At 71.5% G+C, this 23,937-nt stretch carries 19 protein-coding genes and 1 pseudogene; 15 read left to right on the forward strand and 5 right to left on the reverse strand.

Going from position 1 to position 23,937, the window contains the following annotated elements; translation table 11 throughout:
- The first annotated feature begins 78 nt into the window (after positions 1 to 78).
- The 12 genes and pseudogenes from AB0447_RS08680 to AB0447_RS08735 all read left to right on the forward strand — a co-directional run bounded on the left by AB0447_RS08680 (position 79) and on the right by AB0447_RS08735 (position 10,745).
- A complete protein-coding gene (locus tag AB0447_RS08680; protein WP_366475823.1) occupies positions 79 to 477 on the forward strand; it encodes an SseB family protein in 399 nt (132 codons plus the stop codon).
- A complete protein-coding gene (locus AB0447_RS08685; RefSeq protein WP_366475824.1) occupies positions 474 to 1,037 on the forward strand; it encodes a hypothetical protein in 564 nt (187 codons plus the stop codon). The genes AB0447_RS08680 and AB0447_RS08685 overlap by 4 nt, the downstream gene beginning before the upstream one ends.
- A complete protein-coding gene (locus tag AB0447_RS08690; RefSeq protein WP_366475825.1) occupies positions 1,037 to 5,659 on the forward strand; it encodes a putative T7SS-secreted protein in 4,623 nt (1,540 codons plus the stop codon). The genes AB0447_RS08685 and AB0447_RS08690 overlap by 1 nt, the downstream gene beginning before the upstream one ends.
- Before the next feature lie 28 nt (positions 5,660 to 5,687).
- Positions 5,688 to 6,107 carry a contact-dependent growth inhibition system immunity protein gene (locus AB0447_RS08695; RefSeq protein WP_366475826.1) on the forward strand — a complete coding sequence of 140 codons (420 nt, stop codon included), beginning with the start codon at positions 5,688 to 5,690 and terminating at the stop codon, positions 6,105 to 6,107.
- A 157-nt stretch (positions 6,108 to 6,264) separates the two neighbouring features.
- The gene (locus tag AB0447_RS08700; RefSeq protein WP_366475827.1) at positions 6,265 to 6,714 is read left to right on the forward strand and encodes a hypothetical protein; all 450 of its coding nucleotides are present in this window, start codon (positions 6,265 to 6,267) and stop codon (positions 6,712 to 6,714) included.
- 177 nt (positions 6,715 to 6,891) lie between these two features.
- Positions 6,892 to 7,107: a hypothetical protein gene (locus AB0447_RS08705; RefSeq protein WP_366475828.1), complete on the forward strand. Its 216-nt coding sequence runs from the start codon at positions 6,892 to 6,894 to the stop codon at positions 7,105 to 7,107.
- A gap of 81 nt (positions 7,108 to 7,188) precedes the next feature.
- A pseudogene (locus AB0447_RS08710) lies at positions 7,189 to 7,461 on the forward strand (hypothetical protein); the annotation flags it as partial.
- A 97-nt stretch (positions 7,462 to 7,558) separates the two neighbouring features.
- Positions 7,559 to 7,948, forward strand: coding sequence for a hypothetical protein (locus tag AB0447_RS08715; protein WP_366475829.1), 390 nt, complete (start codon positions 7,559 to 7,561; stop codon positions 7,946 to 7,948).
- 22 nt (positions 7,949 to 7,970) lie between these two features.
- Positions 7,971 to 9,830: an RHS repeat-associated core domain-containing protein gene (locus AB0447_RS08720; protein WP_366475830.1), complete on the forward strand. Its 1,860-nt coding sequence runs from the start codon at positions 7,971 to 7,973 to the stop codon at positions 9,828 to 9,830.
- The gene (locus AB0447_RS08725) at positions 9,814 to 9,888 is read left to right on the forward strand and encodes a hypothetical protein (RefSeq protein WP_366476003.1); all 75 of its coding nucleotides are present in this window, start codon (positions 9,814 to 9,816) and stop codon (positions 9,886 to 9,888) included. Before AB0447_RS08720 ends, AB0447_RS08725 begins: the two co-directional genes overlap by 17 nt.
- Positions 9,875 to 10,363: an Imm50 family immunity protein gene (locus AB0447_RS08730; RefSeq protein WP_366475831.1), complete on the forward strand. Its 489-nt coding sequence runs from the start codon at positions 9,875 to 9,877 to the stop codon at positions 10,361 to 10,363. Before AB0447_RS08725 ends, AB0447_RS08730 begins: the two co-directional genes overlap by 14 nt.
- The gene (locus AB0447_RS08735) at positions 10,350 to 10,745 is read left to right on the forward strand and encodes an Imm50 family immunity protein (RefSeq protein WP_366475832.1); all 396 of its coding nucleotides are present in this window, start codon (positions 10,350 to 10,352) and stop codon (positions 10,743 to 10,745) included. Before AB0447_RS08730 ends, AB0447_RS08735 begins: the two co-directional genes overlap by 14 nt.
- 97 nt (positions 10,746 to 10,842) lie before the next feature.
- Here AB0447_RS08735 and AB0447_RS08740 read toward each other — a convergent pair whose 3' ends face one another.
- Positions 10,843 to 11,301, reverse strand: a complete 459-nt coding sequence (locus tag AB0447_RS08740; protein ID WP_366475833.1) for an Lrp/AsnC family transcriptional regulator — start codon at positions 11,299 to 11,301, stop codon at positions 10,843 to 10,845.
- 120 nt (positions 11,302 to 11,421) lie between these two features.
- Between AB0447_RS08740 and AB0447_RS08745 the strand changes: the two genes are divergently transcribed.
- Both AB0447_RS08745 and AB0447_RS08750 read left to right on the forward strand, forming a co-directional pair.
- A complete protein-coding gene (locus AB0447_RS08745) occupies positions 11,422 to 12,426 on the forward strand; it encodes an asparaginase (RefSeq protein ID WP_366475834.1) in 1,005 nt (334 codons plus the stop codon).
- 90 nt (positions 12,427 to 12,516) lie between these two features.
- Positions 12,517 to 15,873: an NACHT domain-containing protein gene (locus tag AB0447_RS08750; protein ID WP_366475836.1), complete on the forward strand. Its 3,357-nt coding sequence runs from the start codon at positions 12,517 to 12,519 to the stop codon at positions 15,871 to 15,873.
- Between the two features lie 18 nt (positions 15,874 to 15,891).
- Here AB0447_RS08750 and meaB read toward each other — a convergent pair whose 3' ends face one another.
- From meaB to AB0447_RS08770, 4 genes are all read right to left on the reverse strand, one after another.
- Positions 15,892 to 16,887, reverse strand: coding sequence for a methylmalonyl Co-A mutase-associated GTPase MeaB (meaB, locus tag AB0447_RS08755; protein ID WP_366475837.1), 996 nt, complete (start codon positions 16,885 to 16,887; stop codon positions 15,892 to 15,894).
- 10 nt (positions 16,888 to 16,897) lie between these two features.
- Positions 16,898 to 19,096 (reverse strand): methylmalonyl-CoA mutase, encoded by a 2,199-nt coding sequence (gene scpA, locus AB0447_RS08760; protein ID WP_366475838.1) that lies wholly within the window; start codon positions 19,094 to 19,096, stop codon positions 16,898 to 16,900.
- Positions 19,093 to 20,970, reverse strand: a complete 1,878-nt coding sequence (locus tag AB0447_RS08765; protein ID WP_366475839.1) for a methylmalonyl-CoA mutase family protein — start codon at positions 20,968 to 20,970, stop codon at positions 19,093 to 19,095. The genes scpA and AB0447_RS08765 overlap by 4 nt, the downstream gene beginning before the upstream one ends.
- A 62-nt stretch (positions 20,971 to 21,032) precedes the next feature.
- Positions 21,033 to 22,247: an ROK family transcriptional regulator gene (locus AB0447_RS08770; RefSeq protein ID WP_366475840.1), complete on the reverse strand. Its 1,215-nt coding sequence runs from the start codon at positions 22,245 to 22,247 to the stop codon at positions 21,033 to 21,035.
- A gap of 638 nt (positions 22,248 to 22,885) precedes the next feature.
- Here AB0447_RS08770 and AB0447_RS08775 point away from each other — a divergent pair.
- Positions 22,886 to 23,926 carry a TauD/TfdA family dioxygenase gene (locus tag AB0447_RS08775; protein ID WP_366475841.1) on the forward strand — a complete coding sequence of 347 codons (1,041 nt, stop codon included), beginning with the start codon at positions 22,886 to 22,888 and terminating at the stop codon, positions 23,924 to 23,926.
- The last annotated feature ends 11 nt before the right edge of the window (positions 23,927 to 23,937 follow it).

Genomic DNA, 23,937 nt, shown 5'->3' on the forward strand with positions numbered 1-23,937 from the left:
TGCCCTCGCACGGCCCCCGGGTTGGTCCCCCGGCTGCCGTCGCGTAGGTTGGACGGCCGAGCGAACGGGGGCGTTGACATGGGACTGGTCGAAGAGATAGCCGGGATGCGGGCCGAGGAAGGTGACCCCGGGCGGCTGCTGGGCGAGTTCCGGCGGGCGGTGCTGCTGGCGCCGGTGGCCGACGGCGCCCTGATGTCGGGGCAGCAGGGCGGGATCCGCTGGATCTACGCCTTCACGGACGAGGAATCGCTGGCGCGCTTCGCCCTCCGGCGGGGCGCCGACGCGACGGCCGAGCTGGAGTACCTGGCCATCCTCGGTGCGCGGCTGGTGGACGCGGTCGTACCGGAGATGGACGGGCCGACCGGGGTGGCCGTCAACGTCGCCGACGAGGACGGCTCGATGCTGTTCCCGCCGGTCGGCGGGATCGTGCCGGACGCCGCCGCCGTCGACCTGGCGGGGCAGGAGGACGCCCGATGAGCGGCAACGAAGACCTGGGGATGGACCCCGCCGCGGTCAAGAACATCACCGAGGGCCTGCGCGGCGCGGTGGCCGAACTGCGGGAGATCGGGACGGCCGGCGGCGCTTCGATGGGCGCCGGCTTCGAGTCCATGTCGATGACCGGCATGGAGGCGGGCCACCCCGGCCTGGCCGATGCGTTCGAGGGCTTCTGCGAGCTGTGGGAGTGGGGCGTACGGGGTCTGGTGCAGGACGCGAGCACGCTCGCCGCCAACCTCGGGATCGCGGCCGGCACGCTCTGGGAGGAAGACCAGTACATCCAGGGCGCGTTCAAGGTCGCCGTCAACGCGGGGTACGGCAACCCGCACGCCAGTGAGGACGACATCGAGAAGAAGGAGTGGGGGGACCTCTTCCGCGGCGACGTCTACAAGCCGGACTGGAGCGGCGAGTCCTTCGAGAAGGCCGGCGAGGACATCAAGGGGACCTGGCAGCAGACCGGCGAGACCCTCAAGAACAACGGGCGGATCGGTTCGCTGAACGATCTGCTGGAGCAGGCCAAGGGTAACGGGGGCAACGGCTGATGGGCTGGCGGGACTTCACACCGGACTTCATCGAGGACGCCGGCGAGGACGTGGTCGAGGGGATCGGCGACGGCGTCGAGTGGGTCGGCGACAAGACCGCCGACCTCGCCGAGGACGTCGGCTGGGACGACGGCGCCGACTGGATCCGCGAGAAGAGCCGGTCGCTGGCCAACAGCATGGGCGCCGAGGTCGCCGAGCTGGAGCTCGACCAGACCGAGGACCCCAAGAAGATCATCTACGGCAGCGTCTCCAAGATCCGGGAGAACGCCAAGCACCTCGCCGACTTCCGCACGAACTTCGACAAGGTCGGGAAGGGCATCAAGGGCCTCAACGCCGACGCCATCAAGGGCGTGACCGCCGACTCCTACGCGGAGCACGTCGCGAAGCAGCCCCCGAAGTGGTTCAGGGCAGCCGACGCCTTCGAGAAGGCCGAGGGCGCGCTGACCCGGTTCGCCGAGACCGTGGAGTGGGCGCAGGGCCAGGCCAAGGACGCCATCGAGCAGTACAAGACGGCGAAGAAGACCTCCGAGGACGCCCGCACGGCCTACAACAACAAGGTCGACGAGTACAACGACGCGGTCAAGGCGAAGAAGGACGACCTCCCGCCCCGCCCCTCGGGGTTCACCGACCCGGGCGCGGCCGGCATCAAGGCCGCGTACGACAAGGTCATCGAGGCGCGCAAGCAGCGCAACGAGGCCGCGGACACGGCCAAGGCGGCGGTGGAGGCGGCCCGCGACGCCGCCCCGCCCAAGCCCTCGTACGCCGCGCAGGTCGGCGACGGCTTCGAGGCGATGGTGATCGACACCACGCACCTGGTCGGCGGCGTCATCAAGGGCACGGCCGGCATCGTCAACTTCGCCCGCTCGGTCAACCCGCTGGACCCGTACAACCTGACCCACCCCGCCGAGTACGTCACCAACCTGAACAACACGGCGGCGGGCCTGGTCACGGCGGTCAACGACCCGGTCGGCACCGCCAAGAACATGGTCGACGCCTTCCAGAAGGACCCGTCGGAAGGCCTCGGCAAGCTGATCCCGGAGATCCTGGGCACCAAGGGCCTGGGCATGGCGAAGAAGGCGGCGACGGTCGGCAAGTTCGCCGACAACGGCAAGCCCAGCAGCCCCGGTCGTACGTCCAGTACCGACGGACCGCTGGAAACGTCACGCAACAAGACGAACGAGATCAAGTGCGATGACGACCCCGTCGATGTCGCGACGGGCCGCGTCGTCCTCCCGCACACGGACCTCGTGCTCGACGGGGTGCTTCCGCTGGTCTTCCGGCGTACCTTCGAGTCGGCGTACCGCGCGGGCCGGTGGTTCGGCCCGTCCTGGGCCAGCACGGCCGACCAGCGGCTTGAGATCGACGCTGAAGGCGTCCTGATGCACCGGGAGGACGGCAGCCTCCTCGCCTACTCTCATCCGGCGCCCGGACTGCCGGTACTCCCGCGCCACGGTCAGCGGTGGCCGCTCGAACGCCTGCCGGACGGGGGTTACCGGGTCAGCGACCTTGAAACCGGACACACGTGGTGGTTCGACGAGCAGACCCCGGAACTGGCCGTGCTGGCCAGGCAGGAGAACCGGAACGGGGACTGGACAGCCTTCGAATACGACGCGGAGGGCGCTCCGCGGGCCGTCGCGCACAGCGGCGGTTACCGACTGCTCATCGCGGTCGAGGACGGCCGTGTCCGAGGGCTGTCGCTCGCCGACGGTACGCGGATCGTAGGCTTCGGCTACTCCGGCGGCAACCTCACCGAGGTGGTGAACGCCTCGGGCAGGCCGCTGCAGTTCTCCTACGACGCCCACGACCGCATCGTGTCCTGGACCGATACCAACGGCCGCCGTTTCGATTACACCTATGACGACAGGCACCGCTGCGTCGCTCAGGTCGGTGGCAACGGGCACATCGATTCGCGCTTCGATTACGGCGGCAGGGACGAGGCCACCGGGCTTGCCGTCACTGCCATCACCAACGTCTTCGGCCACACCCGGCGCTATGTCATCAACGACTCGGCACAGGTCGTCGCGGAGATCGACGCCACTGGAGCCGTGCGGCGGTTCGAGTGGGACGGCTACAACCGTCTCCTGGTGGAAACCGACCCCCTGGGCCACACCACCCGTTTCACGTACGACGAGCAGGGCAGGCTCGTCGAAATGGTGCGGGAGGACGGCCTCGCCGCGAAGGCCGAGTACGACGAGCACAGCCTGCCGGTCAGGATCGTCCGGCCCGACGGCACCGTGATCCGCCAGACCTTCGATGAGCGCGGCAACCGTACTTCGGTCACTGAACCGGGCGGTGCCACGACTCTCTTCGGCTACGACGCACGCGGGCGCCTGGAGTCGGTAGCCGACGGTATGGGCAACATGTCGCGGATACGCTGCGACAGCGCCGGCCTGCCTTTGGAGATCACCGATCCGCTGGGTGCCGTCACCTCCTTCCAGCGCGACGCCTTCGGGCGCGCCGTGCGGGTGGTGGACCCGGTGGGCAACACGACGCTGCTGCGGTGGAGCGTTGACGGCCGGTTGCTGTACCGCCGGGACCCGGACGGAGCCGAGCGCCGCTGGGACTACGACGGAGAAGGGAACTGCGTCCGCCACACGGATGCCGCCGGCGGTGTCACGCACTACGAGTACGGCGACTTCGACCTGCTGACGGCCCGAACCCACCCCGACGGCACGCGGTACACCTTCGTCCACGACCTCGACCTGCGGCTGACAGAGGTCGTCAACCCACAGGGCCTGACCTGGTCGTACACGTACGATCCGGCAGGCCGACTGGTTGCCGAGAAGGACTTCGACGGACGTGTCGTGTCCTACGGCTACGACGCCGCGAGCCGCCTGACGTCCCGGAAGAACAGCCTGGGCGAAACGATTCGCTATGAGCGGGACGTGCTGGGCCGGATCATCCGCAAGGACGCGGACGGTGCCGTCACCACATACGAGTACGACCTCTCCGGCCGACTCGCCGTGGCAGCGGGTCCGGATTCCTCCATCACCTGGCTGCGTGACCGTGCCGGCCGTTTGGTCTCCGAAACCGTCGACGGCCGGGAGATGTCCTTCGGATACGACCTCCTCGGGCGGCGGGTCCGCCGCACCACACCCACCGGAGCGGTCAGTGAATGGGCGTACGACGTAGCCGGCAACCTCGCCTCACTGACCGCCAACGGTCACGGCATGCGATTCGGCTACGACGCCGCGGGGCAGGAGATCGAGCGGCACATCGGCGGGACACTGAGACTCTCACAGTCCTGGGATCCCTCCGGCCGTCTGGCCGGCCAGACGGTCACCGCCGGTGACCGGCTGCTTCAGCACCGCGGGTATGAGTACCGCGCCGACGGTCACCTGGTCTCCGCGGACGACTCGCTTGCAGGCCGCCGGGAATTCGAGCTCGATCAGGTTGGCCGGGTCACCGCCGTGCAGGCCGGCTCATGGTCCGAACGCTACGCGTACGACAGCGCCGGCAACCAGACACAGGCCGACTGGCCGCCGACGGCCGGCCGCGGCGACGCCCGGGGCGCCCGGGAGTACGCGGGCACACGCGTGCTCCGTGCCGGCGGGCAGCGATACGAGCATGATGACCTGGGCCGGGTGGTCCTGCGCCGCCGGACCCGGTTGTCGGGCGGGTCGGAGACCTGGCGCTACAGCTGGGATACGGAGGACCGGCTCACCTCGGTCGTCACCCCGGACGGCACCGTGTGGCGCTACCGGTACGACCCTCTCGGCCGACGCATCGCCAAGCAGCGGCTCGGGGGTGATGACGGCCTGACGGTCGTGGAGGAGGTCCGGTTCACGTGGGATGGCACCAACATCTGCGAACAGGTGACGTCAACGAGTGACGCCCATGTCGTCCTGACGTGGAACCATGAGGGTCTCCACCCCATCGCGCAGACCGAGCGCGTGCTGTCAGCGTCCCAGGAAGAAGTCGACAGCCGATTCTTCGCCGTTGTCACCGACGTCATCGGCAGCCCGACGGAACTGCTCCACGAGGACGGCCGGGTGGCCTGGCGTGCGCGCAGCACCCTCTGGGGCACCACGTCGTGGTCCCGCGAGTCCACGGCGTTCATCCCCCTGCGCTTCCCCGGCCAGTACTTCGACCACGAGTCCGGGCTCCACTACAACTACTTCCGTATGTACGACCCGGAGACGGCGCGCTACCTGACGCCTGACCCGATCGGCCTGGGCCCGGCTCCCAACCCCTGCGCATACGTCCCCAATCCGCAGACCTGGTCGGACCCGCTCGGCCTGGCCGGATGCCACCGGGCACTCGGGCTCAGTTCCGACGCGCAGCGCGCACTGGAGAAGCTGGAGAACATCAAGAGGGACCCGGTCGGGGCCATCAACTCGGAGCCGAACCACAACCACTACAGCGCCGCCCGCCGCGAAGCCAATGGCGAAGTCGTCGCCAGGAAGGAGGACGGCACGCCCTTCGACCACATCAAGGACCTCTCCCAGGGGCGCAATGGGCTCGACAAGGTCCGCAGGATCCTCGAGGCAGAGCTGGACCGGCTCCCCGAAGGCCTGACGGAGCGCGGGCTGGAAGTGTTGATGAAGAAACGCAAGGAGACCATTGACATGCTCGACCAACTGAACGGATTCCTCCACTCCATTGGCCACCGCAAGGGGTGACGGAGAACGCTGGGGTAGGTTGGGGCCCATGAAGAGCACATTCGACCGGAGCCGCTCGCTGGAGCAGTTGGAAGGCCGGCGCTGGCCGGATCCTCCGCAGGACAGCACCAGCCTGGTGAAGGTGGTCCACGCTCTGCGGCGTCGGCCCGTCGAGCAGCTCACGGTGGAGGAGCTCGCACGGCTCATCGGCCAGGAAGTCGGGTTGCGCTGGCTGATGCCGGTCGCCCTGGAGATCCTTCGGGAGACCGCGCCCGGCCAGGCTGCGGGCGGCTTCTACGACGACGACCTGCTGACCGCCGTCCTCACGGTGAACCCGGACTTCTGGCGGGCCGAGCCCGGGCCGGCCGCGGAACTGCGGGAAATTCTTGGCATCCTGGTCGACCTCGGGCCCTACATCGAACCGGATGCCGAGAGGTTCCTGAAAGCCTTCCCCGGCGTCGACTCGTAGCGGTTGCCGGTGCCGAAGGGGGCCTGGGTGATCTCGTCGCGAACCGGCACCACCTACTCGGCCCTCTCTTCGGTCCGGTGACAGCGTGCAGTGTCCTCTGCGGTTCGGGCACATCGGGGCCCTACGGCCCGCCCCGACGAATTGCCGAGATGACGTGATGGAACCGATGGAAGACCCGGACATCCGGGAGTGGGTGACCGGTGTGGGCGGCGACGTCGACTACCTGGACTTCCTGGCGCAGCGCGTGGGCATCGCCGAGTGGTCGGCGATCTCGCGCGTGTTCATGCCCCGGTTTGTCGAGGTGGGGGACTGCGTGCTGTGGGACCGGGCCTATGAGCCTGGAAACTTCGCACGATGGCAGACGGAACTCCCCGGAAATCTGACTGCGGTGGAGGCCGTCCTCAACCAGTTCCGGCTGTGGCAGTACCTCGACTTCGACTCCGACGCCCAGGCGACGGCCCTCGCCGAGGACATCGCCTTCTGCTGGCGCGGCGCGCTCGCGCGGCAGTTTCCCGCCCGCGAGTTCGACGTCTCGGTGGTGGCCACGGAGGACGGCCCCGTCGTCCGCTGCACGACGCGCCGGCCGGTGGCGGAGTCCGGCACGTGATCGGTGGAGTTCGCCGCTGCGGGCGCCGAGGCGCTCGGCACCGCCGTGCGGCTCCACGGCGGCCTGTGAGCGCGCCGCTGTGACCGGAGCCGAGTCGTCGCGTCCTTGATGGCCACCGGCAGTCTGTGTGGGCTGCGGCCCGGGGGCGGGCGCGGGGATGCAGATCGGGCCGTCCCCGTGGAGTTCGTCGAGGTGGAGGACGTGCCCGGGCGGGCGCTGCGCCGGGACTACGGGCTGCTGGAGTTGTACTTCTCGGCGGACGGCCGGGCCGGGTGGGCGCTGACCGGCGGCATGCTCCAGGTGCACCGGCTGGCCGGGGAGCCGGAGCTCGCCGCCGGGTGGCGGCGGGCGGTCGGCGCGGACTTCGCCCCGTCCACCGCGTGGGTGGACTGATACCAACGGCAGCCGCTACGACTATGAGTACGACGAACTCGACCGCTGCGTCTTCGAAGGCGGCAATCCGGCCATTACACGATGCGGTTCGACTATGACGAAGTCGACCCGTCCACCGGTCACCGCGTCACCACCACCACGAACGCGGCCGGGCATGTCCGCCGCTACGTGGTGAACGAAGCCCGTCAGATCGTGGCGGAGACCGGGGCTCTCGGCGCCTTCACCCGGTCCCGATACGACCGGCGCAACCGTTTGCTCTCCCGTACCGACCCGCTGGGGCGGACCACCGAGTTCCACCGTGACGGGGAAGGGCGCCTGACGCGCGTGGTGCGTCCCGACGGCCGGGAGCTGATCACACAGTACGACGCCGAGGGCCGACCGGTCCTGCAGACCCGCGCCGAACCGCACCAGCTGGCGACACGCCTACGACGCCCGGGGCAACCGCACCTCGGTGACCAACCCGGCCGGCGCCACGACGCGCTACACGTACAACGAGTACGGTCACGTCATCGCGGTCACCGACCACTTGGGCGGCACCACCCGCATCCACTGCAACGGAGCAGGACTTCCCGTCGAGATCACCGACCCGCTCGGCGCGATCACACGTTACGAGCGGGACGCCTTCGGCCGCGCCGTGCGCATCACCGACCCGCTCGACCGGGTCACCGGCTTCGCCTGGACACCGGAGGGCCGGCTGGCCCGCCGCATCGAGCCGGATGGCTCCGAACAGACCTGGACGTACGACGGCGAGGGCAACTGCCTGACGCACCGGGACGCCAACGGCGGAGTGACGGAGTTCGAGGACCGGTCCGGACCGGGTCCGGCACACCTTCGTGCATGACGCCGAGCTGAGGCTGGTAGAGGTGGCCGGTCCGCTCGGCCGGTGGACCTACACCTACGACGCCTCCGGGCTGCCGGCCTCCGAGACGGATTACGACGGCCGCACCCTCCACTACTCACACGATGCCGCCGGCAGGCTGGTCGCCCGTACCAACGCGGCCGGCCGCACCACCCGGTTCGAGTACGACGTACTGGACCGGCGTGTCGCCAAGGAGGTCGAAGGCGCGGTCACCCGATACGAGTACGACGTGTCGGACCGCCTCTCGGCTGTGACCGGTCCCGACTCCCGGATCGTCTACGTGCGCGATGCTGCCGGTCGGATCCGCTCCGAGACCGTCGACGGCCGCACCCTGCTGCGCACCTACGATGAACTGGGCCGGAGACGTACCCGCACCACTCCGTCCGGTGCAGTGAGCTCCTCGTCCTACGACGCGGCCGGCCGGCGGAGCGAGCTGTCGGCCTCAGGCCGCCGTATCGTCTTCGAACGCGACGCCCTCGGCCGCGAGACCTGCCGTCGCATCGGTGAGACCGTCGCCCTGGAAACCGAGCGGGACGAGCTCGGCCGGACGCTGGCCCAGCACATCCGGACCTCGGACGGGCGTACCCTGCAGCGGCGCGGCTACAGCTACCGCGCGGACGGCAACCTGTTGGCCATCGACGACCTCCTCGCCGGCTCGCGCCGGTTCGCCCTGGATCCGGTGGGCAGGGTCACGGCCGTCACAGCCGAAGACTGGACCGAGCGCTACGCCTACGATGCGGCCGGCAACCAGACCGAGGCATCCTGGCCGCAGTCCCATCCGGGCGGTGCCGACGCTGCCGGTGGCCGTACCTATCAGGGAACTCGGCTCACTCGGGCCGGCTCGGTCCGCTACGAGCACGATACGTCGGGCCGAGTGACACTACGTCAGTGTAGTCGGCTGTCCCGCAAGCCCGAAACGTGGCGCTACGCCTGGGACGACGAAGACCGGCTGATCTCCGTGACCACGCCGGACGGCACGGTGTGGCAGTACACCTACGACCCTCTGGGCCGCCGCACAGGCAAGCGGCGCCTCGCCGCGGACGGTGTGACGGTCGTGGAGGAGACCGTCTTCGTCTGGGACGGCAATACGCTGTGCGAGCAGACGACCTCCTCCGCTGAGCTCGCCCATCGGATCTCGCTGACCTGGGACCACGAGGGACTTCAGCCGCTGGCCCAGACCGAGCGGATACTCGGCCCGCAGGGCGGGACTGCTGGGCAGGAGGAGACCGATCGTCGCTTCTTCTCCATCGTCACGGACCTGATCGGCACCCCTCAGGAACTTGTCGATGAGGACGGGGAGATCACCTGGCGGACCCGCTCCACGGTGTGGGGAACCACCGGCTGGAACACCGACGCCCGCGCTTACACGCCGTTGCGCTTCCCGGGGCAGTACTTCGACCACGAGAGCGGGCTGCACTACAACCTCTTCCGTCACTACGACCCCGAGACCGGGCGATACGTCACGGCGGACCCGCTCGGGCTCGCACCCACCCCGCACCCCTCGACGTACGTGCCCAACCCGTTCGTGTGGACAGACGCGCTGGGGCTCGCCCCGGACGCGGATGCGTGCCCGAAGGTGGGGAAGACCAAGGAGGAGCAGAAGCAGAAGGCCCTGCGCGATGCCGGCATCCCCGAAGGCACCGAGCCCTTCGACGTCAACGACTGGGTGGAGGCACGCGGCCCCGAGTGGGCGGGAGGCAAGAACGTCCTCGGGCCGGACGGGAAGCCGATCTACTACACCGAGGAATGGTACGAGCATCCGAACGGTGACATCGTCGTATACCAGGACCACTGGTTCGGTCATCAGAAACCCGGTGAGCCGGGCTACCAGCCCGGCTCACCTTCACGTGCGCCCGTACGATGACACCCGTAACGGCCAGATCGACGGAGCCGAGGAGCATTACTACTATGACCTGGAGTGACCTCGTCGCCAATCGACGTGCGGTCCTCGATCCGCTCTTCGACGAACTGCCCGAACTGACCGGGGTCCGGCTGCGGTCGGTGCGCGTCGACGGGTGGGCTCCGACCGTCACGCTGCGCATCGACCTGCCGGTCTTCCCGGATCGGTGGGAGGGCGCGCTCGGCGACACCGTCCAGTGCCACCTGCAGTTCGGGCACGTCGCGGACTTCGCGATGGAGGGCTGGCAGCCGCCCGCGACCGTGGACTTCTCTTTTGAGGAGCTTCCGGATCACCGGCTGGCCGTACGGGTCACGGGGTCGGGCGTGCGGCTGTCGTTCACCTCGCACGCGTCCCCGCTCGCCGGTCACCTCAGCGTGTTCACGCAGGATGCCGACGGCGGAGACGGCGGTCCGCACCAGTTCGTCCGCAAGCTCGATGCCAAGCTGTACGACACCGTCCCGCCGATTACTGCGAAGACCTTCTATGAACACCTCTGAGCTGTCCGGGCCGAACGAGCTGAGTGAGCTGTTCGGGGGCGGGCCGCCTGCCCTGGGCGACTGCCTGCTGTTCTCGGTGCACATCGACGAGCGGGACACCTCGGTGACCCTCGGATTCGAGACCCGGGAGCTGCCGACCCGGCCGAAGGCGGAATGGGCCGGGACGGTCTACAACACCTTCGTCTTCTCGGTGCTGTTCCCCCGGGTGGCCGGCCTCAGCCTGCGGGGAATCCTCGCCGAGGAGCACCGCGAGGTGTCCCTCACGCCGGCGCCCGAGGGCCGCATCGCCGTTTCCGTGACCGGCCCGCACCGGTCGCTGGAGTTCACCGCCGCGGGCGCCCGGGTCGTGGGCACCGCCGTCCGGCTCCAAGGCGGTCTGTGAGGGGCCGCGTGACGGTGACCGGAGCCGAGTTCATCGCCTCCTTGCAGGCCACCGGCCGTGCGGCCCGGGTCGGGTCGGGTGCGGGACGTGTGGAGCGTCAGCTTCGGGTGACGGGCAGGCCCGTCGGTTCCTTGATGCGCTTCATGATGATCTGGGAGTTCACCTCGGTGACCCCCGAGAGGGCGGTGAGCTGCTCGATCCACAGGCGTTCGTACGCGCGGAGGTCGGCCACCGCGATGCGGAGCAGGCAGCCCGGGCTGCCGAAGAGGCGGTAGGCCTCGACGACGTCCGGAATGTCCTGGAGGGCGGCCTCGAAGGCCTCCACCGCCTCGCGGTCGCGGCGGACCTCGACGGAGACCAGCACCTCGAAGCCGCGGCCCACCGCCTCGGGGTCGATCACCGCGCGGTAGCCCTGGATCACCCCGTCCTGTTCGAGCTGACGCACCCGGCGCATGCAGGGTGACGGGGTGAGGCCCACTCGCTGGGCCAGCTCCTGGTTGCTGAGCCGGCCGTCCTGCTGGAGCTCGCGCAAGATTTCACGGTCGATCGCGTCCATGGCGCAATTATCCCCCACGGAGTATGAACGTGGCGCGGCCATTGGCAATCCGATTGCGCGCGCAAGTTCCTATCATTGCGGGGATACGTATGTGTGTGCGAGGGGAAGGGTAGGCAGGCCGTGGGACGGATCGTCGTCATCAGCACCGGCGGGACGATAGCGAGCCGCTGGCAGGGTTCCGGCTTCGCCGCGGACGCGGACGGCAATGAGGTCATGGCCACCGCGCCGCTGCCCGAGAACGTCACCGTCGAGGTCGTCGACCTGTTCAGCGTGAACAGCCCCCGGCTCACCACCGCCCACCAGCTCACCCTGCTGCGCACCGTGCACGAGGTGCTGGCCGACCCCGGCGTCGACGGCATCGTCGTCACCCACGGCACGGACACCCTGGAGGAGTCCGCCTTCCTCGTGGACCTGCACCACCACGACGAGCGCAGCGTCGTCTTCACCGGTGCGCAGCTGCCCATGGGCGCGGAGAACGGGGACGGCCCCGGCAACCTGTACGACGCGCTGCTGGTGGCGGCCACCACGCGCGGGCTCGGCGTGCTGGTCTCGTTCGCCGGCCGGGTACACGGCGCGCGCGGCACCATCAAGACCCAGACGCTGGCGGCCGACGCCTTCGCCGACCCGTCGGGGGACTGGCTCGGCAAGATCGGCTTCGGGAAGGTGACCGTGCTGCGGCAGCTCGAGCGGCCGGCCCCGCTGGAGCTGCCCGCGATGCCGGACGCGCTGCCGCGGGTGGACATGGTCATGCACCACGCCGACGGCGATCCGCTGCTGTTCCGCGCGGCGGTCGAGGCCGGGGCGCGGGGCGTGGTGCTGGTCGCCACCGGGGCGGGCAACGCCACCCCGGAGTTCGTGGACGCGGTCAAGGACGCGACCGCGCGCGGTGTGCTGGTGGCGCTGACCACGCGGGTGCCGGCCGGGCCGGTCACCGAGATCTACACGCACGGCGGAGCCGTCGACCTGGTCGCCGCCGGTGCGGTGCCGACCGGCACGCTGCGCGCCGGGCAGGCGCGGATCGCGGTGCTCGCGGCACTGCTGGCCGGGACCGGCCCCGTCGAGCAGGAACGTTACCTCCGGCAGGCCCTCGGTATGCCGGAGGCCGCTCCGGTATACATCGCGTAAAGCGCGTCTCATCCTCGGCGGCTCCCCACACCCACCTCCCCTCGCAGGGCTACGATCTGATCATCGGTCAGAGCTCAGCGGGGGGCGTGCGTGGAACCGGGGACCATCGGCATTCGACTGGCGTCGGCGGTGCTCGGCCCGCTGGTGCGGAAGCTGTTCGTCAGCGAGGGGCCGGGCGCCGGGATCGTCGACAAGCCGGTCCGGATCTCCGGGTACGTCTCCTTCAGGGGCGAGAAGCGCAGCCTGACCGAGGCCGACGTCCGCAGCCTGGCCGCGAAGGTCGTCAAGCACGCCCTCCGCACCGGCGGCGAGCGGCCGGTCCCCGCCGACGAGGAACAGGCGGTCACCGATGCCCTGGCCGCCACCCTCGGGGCGCTCGGCGAGCTCACCATCACGGACCTGGACGCGGTCCGGCTGGGCGCGCACGCCTTCGCGCGCGAACTGCGCCGCGCCGCCGACCACCCGGAACGCGAACTGAGCGCGGACGCCACCTACTTCTACGAGCGCCTGCTCGACTCGGCCTGTCTGCACATCCTGCACTTCTTCACCCAGCGGTCCACCTTCGTGGCGCACACGCTGGTCGAGCAGACCCGGGCGGTCGGCGAGCTGACGGCCAGGGTCGACGAGCTGATCCGGCGCCATCCGCTGCCGGGTGCGGAGGACGTGGCGTTCGAGCAGAAGTACCTGCGGTACGTGGCGAGGAAGCACGGCAGGCTGACGATCTACGGGATCGACCTCAACCGGTCGCCCGAGCGGTGGCCCCTGGACGTCGCCTACCTGAGCCTGGAGGCGACGTCCACGGGCGTACGCGACCCGCGCGCTGCCGTGTCCACCATCGAAGTCTTCGACCGAGCGCTCGCCGAGGCGATGCAGGGCCACCTCGACGAGGAGGCCCCGGGAGTCGGCCCGCAGCCCGCGGACCAGGTCCCGGCCACCAACCGCCGGGTGCTGCTCCGCGATGAGGCCGGGTCGGGCAACTCCGCCCTGGGGCGGTGGACGGTCGGTGCCATGCACCAGGACCCCGCCCCGGCCCCGCAGCCCGCGGACCAGGTCCTGGCCGCCAACCGCCGGGTGCTGCTCCGCGGCGAGGCCGGATCGGGCAAGTCCACCCTGGTGCAGTGGCTGGCGGTCAGTGCCATGAACCCGGACCCGGCCCCGGGGATGGCCTACCTCCACGACCGGATCCCGTTCGTACTGCCCCTCCGTACCGTCACCCGCAACGGCGACCGGCTCCCCGCCCCCAAGGACTTCCTCTCGGCCGTGGACTGCCCGCTGGCCGGCTCCCAGCCCGCCGGCTGGGAGCAGCGCGTCCTCGCCGCCGGCCGCGGCCTGATCCTCGTCGACGGCATCGACGAGGTGCCCGAGCGGGAGCGCGAACGGACCCGCCGGTGGCTGCGGGACCTGATGGACACCTACGACGGGGACAACCGCTGGCTGGTCACCTCCCGCCCGTCCGCCGTGGGCGAGCGCTGGCTGGCGGAGGAGGGGTTCAGCGAGCTCACGCTGTCCGCCATGGGCCCCGCCGAGGTCGCCACGTTCATCCGGCGCTGGCACGAGGCGGCCCGCCCCGACGCCGAGGACCCGGCCGAGCTCGGCGCGTACGAAGAGCAGCTGCTGGCCGCCGTACGCACCAAGCCGGACCTGGGGCGGCTGGCCACCAACCCGCTGATGTGCGGGCTGATCTGCGCCCTGCACCGCGACCGGCGCGGCTACCTGCCGCACGGCCGCAAGGACCTCTACGAGGCCGCGCTGTCCATGCTGCTGAGCCGCCGTGACCGCGAGCGGGACATCGAAGTCCCCGAGCTGGGGGAGGACGCGCAGCTGGACCTGCTGCAGCGGCTGGCGTACTGGCTGATCAAGAACGGCCGTACGGAGATGGACCGCTCCCGGGCGGAGGACATCATCGGTCGGGCCCTGCCCGCCGTGCCCGAACTGGCCGCGCTGGGGGACGCCCGGGCGGTCTACGAGCACTTCCTGCTGCGCAGCGGCCTGCTCCGGGAACCCACCCCGGACACCGTGCACTTCGTGCACAAGACCTTCCAGGACTTCCTCGGGGCCCGCGCGGCCGTCGAGGAGGGCGACTTCGGCCTGCTGAACGGCCACGCCGGGAACGACCAGTGGGAGGACGTCATCCGGATGGCGGTCGCCCTCGCCAAGCCGCGCGAGCGCGCCGAGATCCTCCGGGGCCTGCTGGCCGCGGGGGACCGGTCCGAGGACCGGCGGTCCCAGGCGTGCGCGTACCTGTTGGCCGCAGCATGCCTGGAGCAGGCCACCGTGCTCGCCCCGGCCGTCCGCGAAGCCGTGCAGGAGCGCACGGCCACCCTCATCCCGCCGAGGAGCGAAGAGGAGGCACGTGCACTGGCGGAGGTCGGTCCGCTGGCCCTGGGGCTGCTGCCGGGACCGGAGGGGCTGGACGATTTCGATGCGTACTGCGTGACCGTCGCAGCCACCCACATCGCAGTGGACGCGGCCCTTCCGTTCCTCGCCCGGTACGCGGAGCACCCCTTCCTGTCGATCCGTTCCCAACTCGTGTGGGCATGGTCTCGCTTCGAGGCCGCTGCGTACGCCGCGGAGGTCATCGCCCGGCTGGATCCCACCGGGCTCGACTACACGGTGCGGACGGCGGAACAGCTGGACCTGCTCCGCCGGCTCCCGGCGAGGCCGCGCGGGCTGGACGTCCGCAGCGGCGTCCCGCTCGAGGACCTGGCCGCCTACGCCGCCGAAACCGGGCTGACCTCACTCGTACTGGCCCACCCCGACGTGACCGGCCTGGACTTCCTGGCCGGTCAGAAGGAGCTGTCGGGGCTCAACCTCCGGGAGTGTCCCGCCCTCGTCGACCTGTCGCAGGCCGACGGGCTGCCGCTCGACACCCTGCAGTTCAACGCCTCCCCGGACCTGCGCGCCCATCCGGTCGGCTCGCTGCCCCGGCTGCTGGGGCTCTGGGCGAACTTCTCCGCGGGTACGGCGTGGGACGTCCACCTGCTTCCCGCCGCCCCATTGCTCCGCGTCCTGCGTCTGGGGTCCGAGACGCCTCCGGCACGGGGTCTGAGCGGACTGAGCTCCTACCGCACGCTCGAAGTCCTTGAACTGAGCCCCGCGTGCGGCCCGTTCTCGGCCGACGACTGGCGGGAGATCCTCGGTCTTCCCCGGTTGTGGGACCTGCAACTGCACGTGTCGGCCTTCGAAACCCTGCCCGCCGACGCGGTCCTCGCTTCGCTCACCAGCCTCCACGTCCACGGTGAGTCAGGGGACGCAGGCACGGTCACCCACAGACTCCCCGACCTGTGCCCGGCGATGCAGAAGCTGGCCCTGCCGGCGGGCGTCGATCTCGACCTGGCGCCGCTCGCCGGCCTCCCGCACCTGACGTCCGTGTACGTACCCGTGCCGGCGCACCTGATCCTCAACGCCGAGGCCCTGCCCGACCGGGTCCGCCTGACCACGCTCTGACCCCACGGGGACGGAAGCTCAGGCCCCCGCCGCCTCCCCGAACGCCTCCAGGATCCGGTCCGCCGCCGACGTCGCCGTCAGCTCCCCGTCCCGGACCGCCGCCTCCAGGTCCGGGGCCAGGCCGCGCACCCCCGGGTGGGCGTGGAGGCGGTTCAGGAGTTCGTCGCGGACCATCGACCAGGTCCACTCCACCTGCTGGGCCGCCCGCTTCGCCGCCAGGCGGCCCGTGGAGGACAGCAGGGTGTGGTGGGCCTCCAGGCGGGACCAGACCTCGTCCAGGCCGGTGGACTCGCGCGCGCTGCAGGTCAGGACCGGCGGGGTCCACGCCGCGTCCGCCGGGTGCATCAGGCGGAGCGCGCCGGACAGTTCGCGGGCCGCGGACTTCGCGTCCCGCTCGTGCGGGCCGTCCGCCTTGTTGACCGCGAGCACGTCCGCCAGCTCCAGGACGCCCTTCTTGATGCCCTGCAGCTGGTCGCCCGTACGGGCCAGGGAGAGGAGGAGGAAGGAGTCGACCATGCCGGCGACCGTCGTCTCCGACTGGCCCACGCCGACCGTCTCGACGAGGACGACGTCGTAGCCCGCCGCCTCCATCACGATCATGGATTCGCGGGTGGCCTTCGCGACCCCGCCCAGGGTGCCGGCGGAGGGGGAGGGCCGGACGAATGCCGCCGGGTCCACCGACAGGCGTTCCATCCGCGTCTTGTCGCCGAGGATGGAGCCGCCCGTCCGGGTGGACGACGGGTCCACGGCGAGGACCGCCACCCGGTGCCCGAGCGCCGTCAGCATCGTGCCGAAGGCATCGATGAAGGTGGACTTCCCGACGCCCGGCACACCGCTGATGCCGATCCGCCGGGCCCGCCCCGCGTGCGGCAGCAGCTCCGTCAACAGCCGCTGGGCCAGCGCCCGGTGGTCGGCGCGGGTGGACTCGACGAGGGTGATGGCGCGGGCGATCTGCGCGCGCTTCCCGTCGAGCACACCCTTCGCGTACGCGTCGATGTCGATACGAGGGGGCATGACCGGCGGCCTACTGCAGCTCGTGGCCGAGGTCCGCCGCCAGGCGGGTCACCAGGTCGTGCGCCGCGTCCGGGATGACCGTGCCCGGCGGGAAGACGGCCGTCGCGCCCATCTCCAGCAGGGTGGGCACGTCCGCCGGCGGGATGACACCGCCCACCACGATCATGATGTCCTCGCGGCCCTCCTCCGCCAGCTGCTCGCGCAGCGCCGGTACGAGGGTCAGGTGGCCGGCCGCCAGCGACGAGACGCCCACCACGTGGACGTCCGCCTCGACGGCCTGGCGGGCCACCTCCGCCGGGGTCTGGAACAGCGGGCCGACGTCCACGTCGAAGCCCAGGTCGGCGAAGGCGGTCGCGATCACCTTCTGGCCGCGGTCGTGGCCGTCCTGGCCCATCTTGGCGACCAGGATGCGGGGGCGCCGGCCCTCGGCCTCCTCGAACCGGTCCACCAGTGCGCGGGTGCGCTCCACCGACGGGGACTCCCCTGCTTCGTTGCGGTACACACCGGAAATCGTACGGATCTGGCTCGCGTGCCGGCCGTACACCTTCTCCAGGGCGTCCGAGATCTCGCCGACCGTGGCCTTGGCGCGCGCCGCGTCCACCGCCAGGGCGAGCAGGTTCCCGGAACCGTTCCCCGCCGCGTTCGTCAGCGCCCGCAGCGCGTCCTGGGTGACCGCCTCGTCGCGCTCCTCGCGCAGCCGCCGCAGCTTGGCGATCTGCTGGGCGCGCACCGAGGAGTTGTCGACCTTGAGGACCTCGATCTGCTCGTCCGTCTCGACCCGGTACTTGTTGACGCCGATCACCGGCTGCCGGCCCGAGTCGATCCGAGCCTGGGTGCGGGCCGCGGCCTCCTCCACCCGGAGCTTGGGGATGCCCGCGTCGATGGCCTGCGCCATGCCGCCGGCCGCCTCGACCTCCTCGATGTGCTGCCAGGCCCGGCGCGCCAGGTCGTACGTCAGCTTCTCGACGTACGCGCTGCCGCCCCACGGGTCGATGACCCGGCAGGTGCCCGACTCCTGCTGGAGCAGCAGCTGGGTGTTGCGGGCGATGCGCGCCGAGAAGTCCGTCGGGAGGGCCAGCGCCTCGTCGAGGGCATTGGTGTGCAGCGACTGGGTGTGGCCCTGGGTCGCCGCCATCGCCTCGATGCAGGTGCGGGTCACGTTGTTGAACACGTCCTGCGCCGTCAGCGACCAGCCCGAGGTCTGCGAATGGGTGCGCAGGCTGAGGGACTTGGCGTTCTTGGGGTCGAACTGCTTGACCAGACGCGCCCACAGCAGGCGGGCGGCCCGCAGCTTCGCGACCTCCATGAAGAAGTTCATGCCGATCGCCCAGAAGAACGACAGGCGCGGCGCGAACGCGTCCACGTCCAGCCCGGCACCCTGCCCGGCCCGCAGGTACTCCACGCCGTCCGCGAGGGTGTACGCCAGCTCCAGGTCGGCCGTGGCCCCCGCCTCCTGGATGTGGTACCCGGAGATCGAGATGGAGTTGTAGCGCGGCATGTGCTGCGAGGTGAAGGCGAAGATGTCGGAGATGATCCGCATCGACGGCTTCGGCGGGTAGATGTAGGTGTTGCGGACCATGAACTCCTTGAGGATGTCGTTCTGAATGGTCCCGGCGAGCTTGTCGGGGGAGACGCCCTGCTCCTCCGCCGCCACGATGTAGAGGGCCAGGACCGGCAGCACCGCGCCGTTCATGGTCATGGACACGGACATCTTGTCGAGCGGGATCCCGTCGAACAGCTGCCGCATGTCGTAGATGGAGTCGATCGCCACGCCCGCCATGCCGACGTCACCGGTCACCCGCGGGTGGTCGCTGTCGTAGCCGCGGTGCGTGGGCAGGTCGAAGGCGACCGACAGGCCCTTCTGGCCGGCCGCGAGGTTGCGCCGGTAGAAGGCGTTGGACTCCTCGGCGGTGGAGAAGCCCGCGTACTGCCGGATCGTCCAGGGCTGGTTGACGTACATCGTCGGGTACGGGCCGCGGAGGTACGGAGCCACGCCCGGGTACGTCGCCAGGAAGTCCAGGCCCTCCAGGTCCCGCCCGGTGTACAGCGGCTTGACGCCGATCCCCTCGGGGGTCTCCCACAGCAGGTCCGAGGCGGCCGTGCCGGTGGACTCCTTGACGGCCGCCCGCCACTGGTCCTCGGTGGCGCCGCCGGGAGCTCCCGGAGCGCCCGTGTCGAGCAGCAGCTCGGAGAAATCGGGGATGCTCATCGGGCAACTCCCATCCGGTCGAGTACGGAGGACAGCACGGCCACCGCGTCGCAGCCGGCGTAGACGTACTCGTCCACGAAAGGCCCGGCGGTGCCCGGCCGGCCGGCCAGGAACAGGGTCGTGGCGCCCGCCGCGCGCAGCGCGGCCGCCACCGCCCCGGCCTGCTCCTCGTACAGGGGGTCGCTGGAGCACAGCACGGCCATGCCGCCGTCCGCGCCACTGGCGGCGAAGGCCGGGCCGGCCGTCCCGGCGTCCACCGACACCGGGTCGTGCACGGCCTCGATCCCGCCGGCCTGGAAGAGGTTGGCGGCGAAGCTCGCCCGCGCGGTGTGGGCGGCGGCCGGGCCGAGCGCGGCCAGGAAGACCCGCGGCCGGGCGCCGGTCGCCGCGAGGTGGGCGTCCGAGCGGGCGCGCAGCGCCTCGTACGCCTCGTCGCGGCGGACCCGCGGCAGCCCGCCGGAGGGCTGTTCGGGGGCCGGTTCGCGGACCGGCAGCTTCTCGGTGAGCAGCGGGAACTCGCTCACCCCGGTGATGGGCTCGCGGCGCTTGGCCAGCTTCTTCGACCGCTCGGCCCAGGTGGCGGCGAGCCGCTCGGCGACCAGGCCCGAGCGCAGGGCGGCGGCCTGGCCGCCGGCCTTCTCGATCGTCCGGAAGAACTCCCAGGCGGCGTGGGCGAGTTCGTCGGTGAGCTGCTCCACGTACCAGGAGCCGCCGGCCGGGTCGATCACCCGGGCCAGGTGGGATTCCTCCAGCAGCACGGTGGAGGTGTTGCGGGCGATCCGGCGGGCGAAGGCGTCCGGCAGGCCCAGCTCGTGGTCGAAGGGCAGCACGGTGACGGCGTCGGCGCCGCCGACCCCGGCGGCCATGCAGGCCACGGTGGTGCGCAGCATGTTCACCCACGGGTCGCGCCGCGTCATCATCACCGGCGAGGTCACCGCGTGCTGCCGCTGGGCACCCGCCTCCGGGGCCCCCGAGGCCTCGGCGATCCGGGCCCACAGCCGGCGGGCGGCACGCAGCTTGGCGATGGTGAGGAACTGGTCGGCGGTGGCCGCGTAGCGGAACTCCAGCTGCCCGAAAGCCTCTTCGGTGCCGAGGCCGCCGTCGGTGAGGGCGCGCAGGTAGGCCACGCCGGTGGCCAGCGACAGGCCCAGCTCCTCGGCGGCCGAACCGCCCGCCTCGTGGTAGGGCAGGGCGTCCACGGTGAGGGCGCGCAGGCCGGGCCACGCGGCGGCGGTCTGCCGGGCGAGGGCGACGGCCCCGTCGAGTTCCAGGGTCTCGTCGGTACGGGCCTCATGGCCCAGCGGGTCGGCGCCGAGGCTGCCGCGCGCCGCCTCCGGGGCCACTCCGGCCTCCGTGTACAGCCGCAGCAGGGCGTCGGCGGCTTCGGCGAACTCGGCACCGGCGTCCAGGGACACCGGGGCCAGGTCGAGGTACACCCCGTCCAGCGCCCGGGCGAGACCGGAGACGGGGACGCCGCCCCGGCCCACGGTGAGCCACAGCGAGGTGACCCCGTTCTCGAGGTCGGCGAGGACCGCCTCGTTCAGCCGGGCCGGGTCGGTGTGCACGAGCCGCTGCCGTACGTCCCATCCGGAGGCGGCGTTGCCGGCCGCCCGGCCGCCGCGCACGAAGGGCGCGAAACCGGGAAGGCCGGTGCCGGACCGGACCTCGGGCGCGGCGGAGGTGGCCGCGGTGTACAGCGGGCGGGTGCGGAGCCCGTCCTCGAGCTGGGTGGACAACGCGTCTTCCGCGGCCGAGCCGGAGGCTTCCTTGCCCGACTTGCGCAGTACGCCTTCAACCAGGCGCTGCCACTGCTCATGCGTCGCGTCAGGGAACTCGGCGGCCAGGGAGAGCCCGTCGTCAGGCAGGACCGTCATGGCTCGAATGCTAGGGGGGTCGCTCATGCGAGACCATAAGCACCGGATGTGATCTCGCCCTCTCAGGTGACAACGGACGGATCGGGCGGAACGGACGGACCGGAGGAGGCGGACGGGTCGCTGAACAGCGGGCCGAGCAGCACGGCCGCGGCCGCCTCGGGCAGTACCGCCGGGCCCGCGTGCGGTCCGACGATCCGCTCCGGGTCGGCGCAGACGTGCGAGAGCGCCACCGCGGCCTCCCTGATCTCGTCCAGGTATCCCTCGTGCAGCACGCTGGACAGTTCGGTGACCACCATCACGGCCGGATCGAACACGTCCAGCAGCAGGGCGGCGGCCCGGCCCACCGCCCGGGCCCGTTCGCGCAGCAGCCGGTCCGCGCGCGGGTCGCCCGCGGCGGCCGCGTCCACCAGTAGCCAGATGGCCGGGTCCGGGACGATGCGCCGCCGGACCGCTTCGGCGCAGACCGCCGCGTCCGAGGCGGTCGCCTGCAGGCAGCCGGTACGCCCGCACGCCGCGCAGGGCACGGTCGACCCGGGCACCGGCAGGTGGGCCACCTCGCCGGCCGCCGCGTTCGGCCCCCGGTGCAGGGCGCCCTCGATGCCGAAGGCGGCGTCGACCACATTGCCGATGAAGAGGTGCACCAGGCTGCGGCGGGCTTCCGGGCGGCCGAAGAGGATCTCGGCGCCGGCCACCGCCCGGGCGTGGTTGTCCACCCGCACCGGCAGTCCGAGCACCTCCGACAGCTCGCGGGCCAGCGGCCGGTCCCGCCAGCCGAGCGCCTCGTGCCGGACGACGACCCCGTCGTCCGGCCTGACCCGGCCGCCCAGCGCCGCACCGGCCCCGAGCAGCGGCCGGCCGCCGGCGAACTCGGCCAGGAACCGCGCCAGTTCGGCGCCGATCCGGGCGGGGGAGTGGCCGCCGTCGTGCGGGAACGTACGCCGGGCCAGCACCTGGCCGCGCAGATCCACCAGGCCGAACGTCGAGGCGGGCACGCCGATGTGCAGACCGGCGGCCACCGCCCCGCCGACCGCCCCGGTGTGCAGGTCGAGCGGGATCCGGGGCCGGCCGATGCCACCGGAAGCGGCCGGCCCGGGCGGCTCGCGCAGTTCCCGCAGCAGGCCGCGGCGGATCAGCCCGGTGGTCTGCCGGGAGACCGCGGCCGGACTGAGGCCGCAGAGGCGGGAGATGACGCTGCGGGCGACCGGTCCGTGGTCCAGGACGGTGCGGAGCACGGCGGCGGCGTTGACCGCCGCCCGGTCGTCCCCTGCGTGTGTCACATCGACTCCTTCGTCGGCCGCATGGCGGTGGCATTGCGGGGCCGTGAAATCCCCCGGCGGTACCGAACGGTTGGTGAAGTCCCCCCGCGGAACCCCGTACCGGTCAATGAAACCGCAGGTCAAGGGCGGTTTGCCCGGGCGGTGCGAACGGCCGTACGGGCCACGATTCAATCAGCACCCGGTGTTCCGGCCCGCCGCGGCCGCCCTGGGCGGGCCTTGACCGGCACCCGGAGCGCTGACACGCTCCGAGCCATGTCCGCGACCGAAACCTTCGCCCCGCGGCTCCACACCTCCGGCCCGGGCCTCGCACCGGACGGGTGTCCGGGCCGCTGTTGTCCGGCCCCCCTCTGCCGGTAGGGCCACACCCCCCGCCGCCGGGACCGCACCCTCCGCCGCGCCCGCCCCAGGGCCGGCTCCATCGAGCCCGCGCCGCGGACCGTGCTGCCCGGCCCCCGTCAGGCACGGGGCTGTCCCGGCGCCGGACACCGTCCCGTGCCGGGCCTTATCCGCACCCGTCTTTCTTCCGCTGCGGAATGAATCCCCTCGCGCTTCCCCGCTTCCGCGCTTCCCCTGCTTCCCCGGTTCCCCTGCTTCCCCGGTTCCCCGCTTCCCCGCTTCTCCCAAGGAGTGCTGCTGCCATGACCACCGCCACCCGCACCGAGCTCACCGTCACCAGGATCGGCGGCCGGATCGGCGCCGAGATCGGCGGCGTACGGCTCGCCGGCGACCTCCCGGCCGAGTCCGTCGCCGGAATCCGGGCCGCGCTGCTCGCCCACAAGGTCGTCTTCTTCCGCGGCCAGGACCACCTCGACGAGGACGGCCACGAGGCCTTCGCCCGGCTGCTGGGCACCCCGGTCGCCCACCCCACCGTCCCGTCCGCCGACGGCCGCTACGCCCTGGGCATCGACTCCCACCACGGCGCCCGCGCCAACCAGTGGCACACCGACGTCACCTTCGTCCCCGCCTACCCGGCCTTCTCCGTCCTGCGCGCCGTGACCGTCCCGCCGTACGGCGGCAACACCCTGTGGGCCAACACCGCCACCGCCTACAACACCCTCCCCGAGCCGCTCCGGGCCCTCGCCGACAGCCTGCGCGCCGTCCACTCCAACGAGTACGACTACGCCGCCCTCAAGCCCGACGCCCTGCCCGAGGCGCTCGCCCAGTACCGCGAGGTCTTCACCTCCACCACGTTCCTCACCGAGCACCCGGTCGTCCGCATCCACCCCGAGACCGGCGAACCCGCCCTGCTCCTCGGCAACTTCGTACAGCGCATCAGCGGACTGACCGGCCGCGACTCGCGCACCCTGCTGAACCTCTTCCAGGAGCACATCGAGAGCCCCGAGAACACCGTCCGCTGGCAATGGCAGCCCGGTGACGTCGCCATCTGGGACAACCGCGCCACCCAGCACTACGGGGTCGACGACTCCGACGACCACGAGCGCACCCTGCGCCGCGTCACCGTCGACGGCGACGTCCCGGTCGGCCCGGACGGGCGCCGCTCCGTCCTCATCAGCCCCGAGACCGTGCCCGACCCCTCCTTCGGCATCCCCTCCGGCGCCTCCCACGCCGACAGCGCCGTCGCCGCCCACGCCGACAGCGCATCCGCCTCCCACACCGACAGCGCCGCCGCCTCCGCTTCCGACAGCGCCGTCGCCGACGCAGCCGCCGCCTCCGCCTGACCCGCCCCGCG

Source organism: Streptomyces sp. NPDC051211 (assembly GCF_040689505.1).
Taxonomy (GTDB): Bacteria; Actinomycetota; Actinomycetes; order Streptomycetales; family Streptomycetaceae; genus Streptomyces.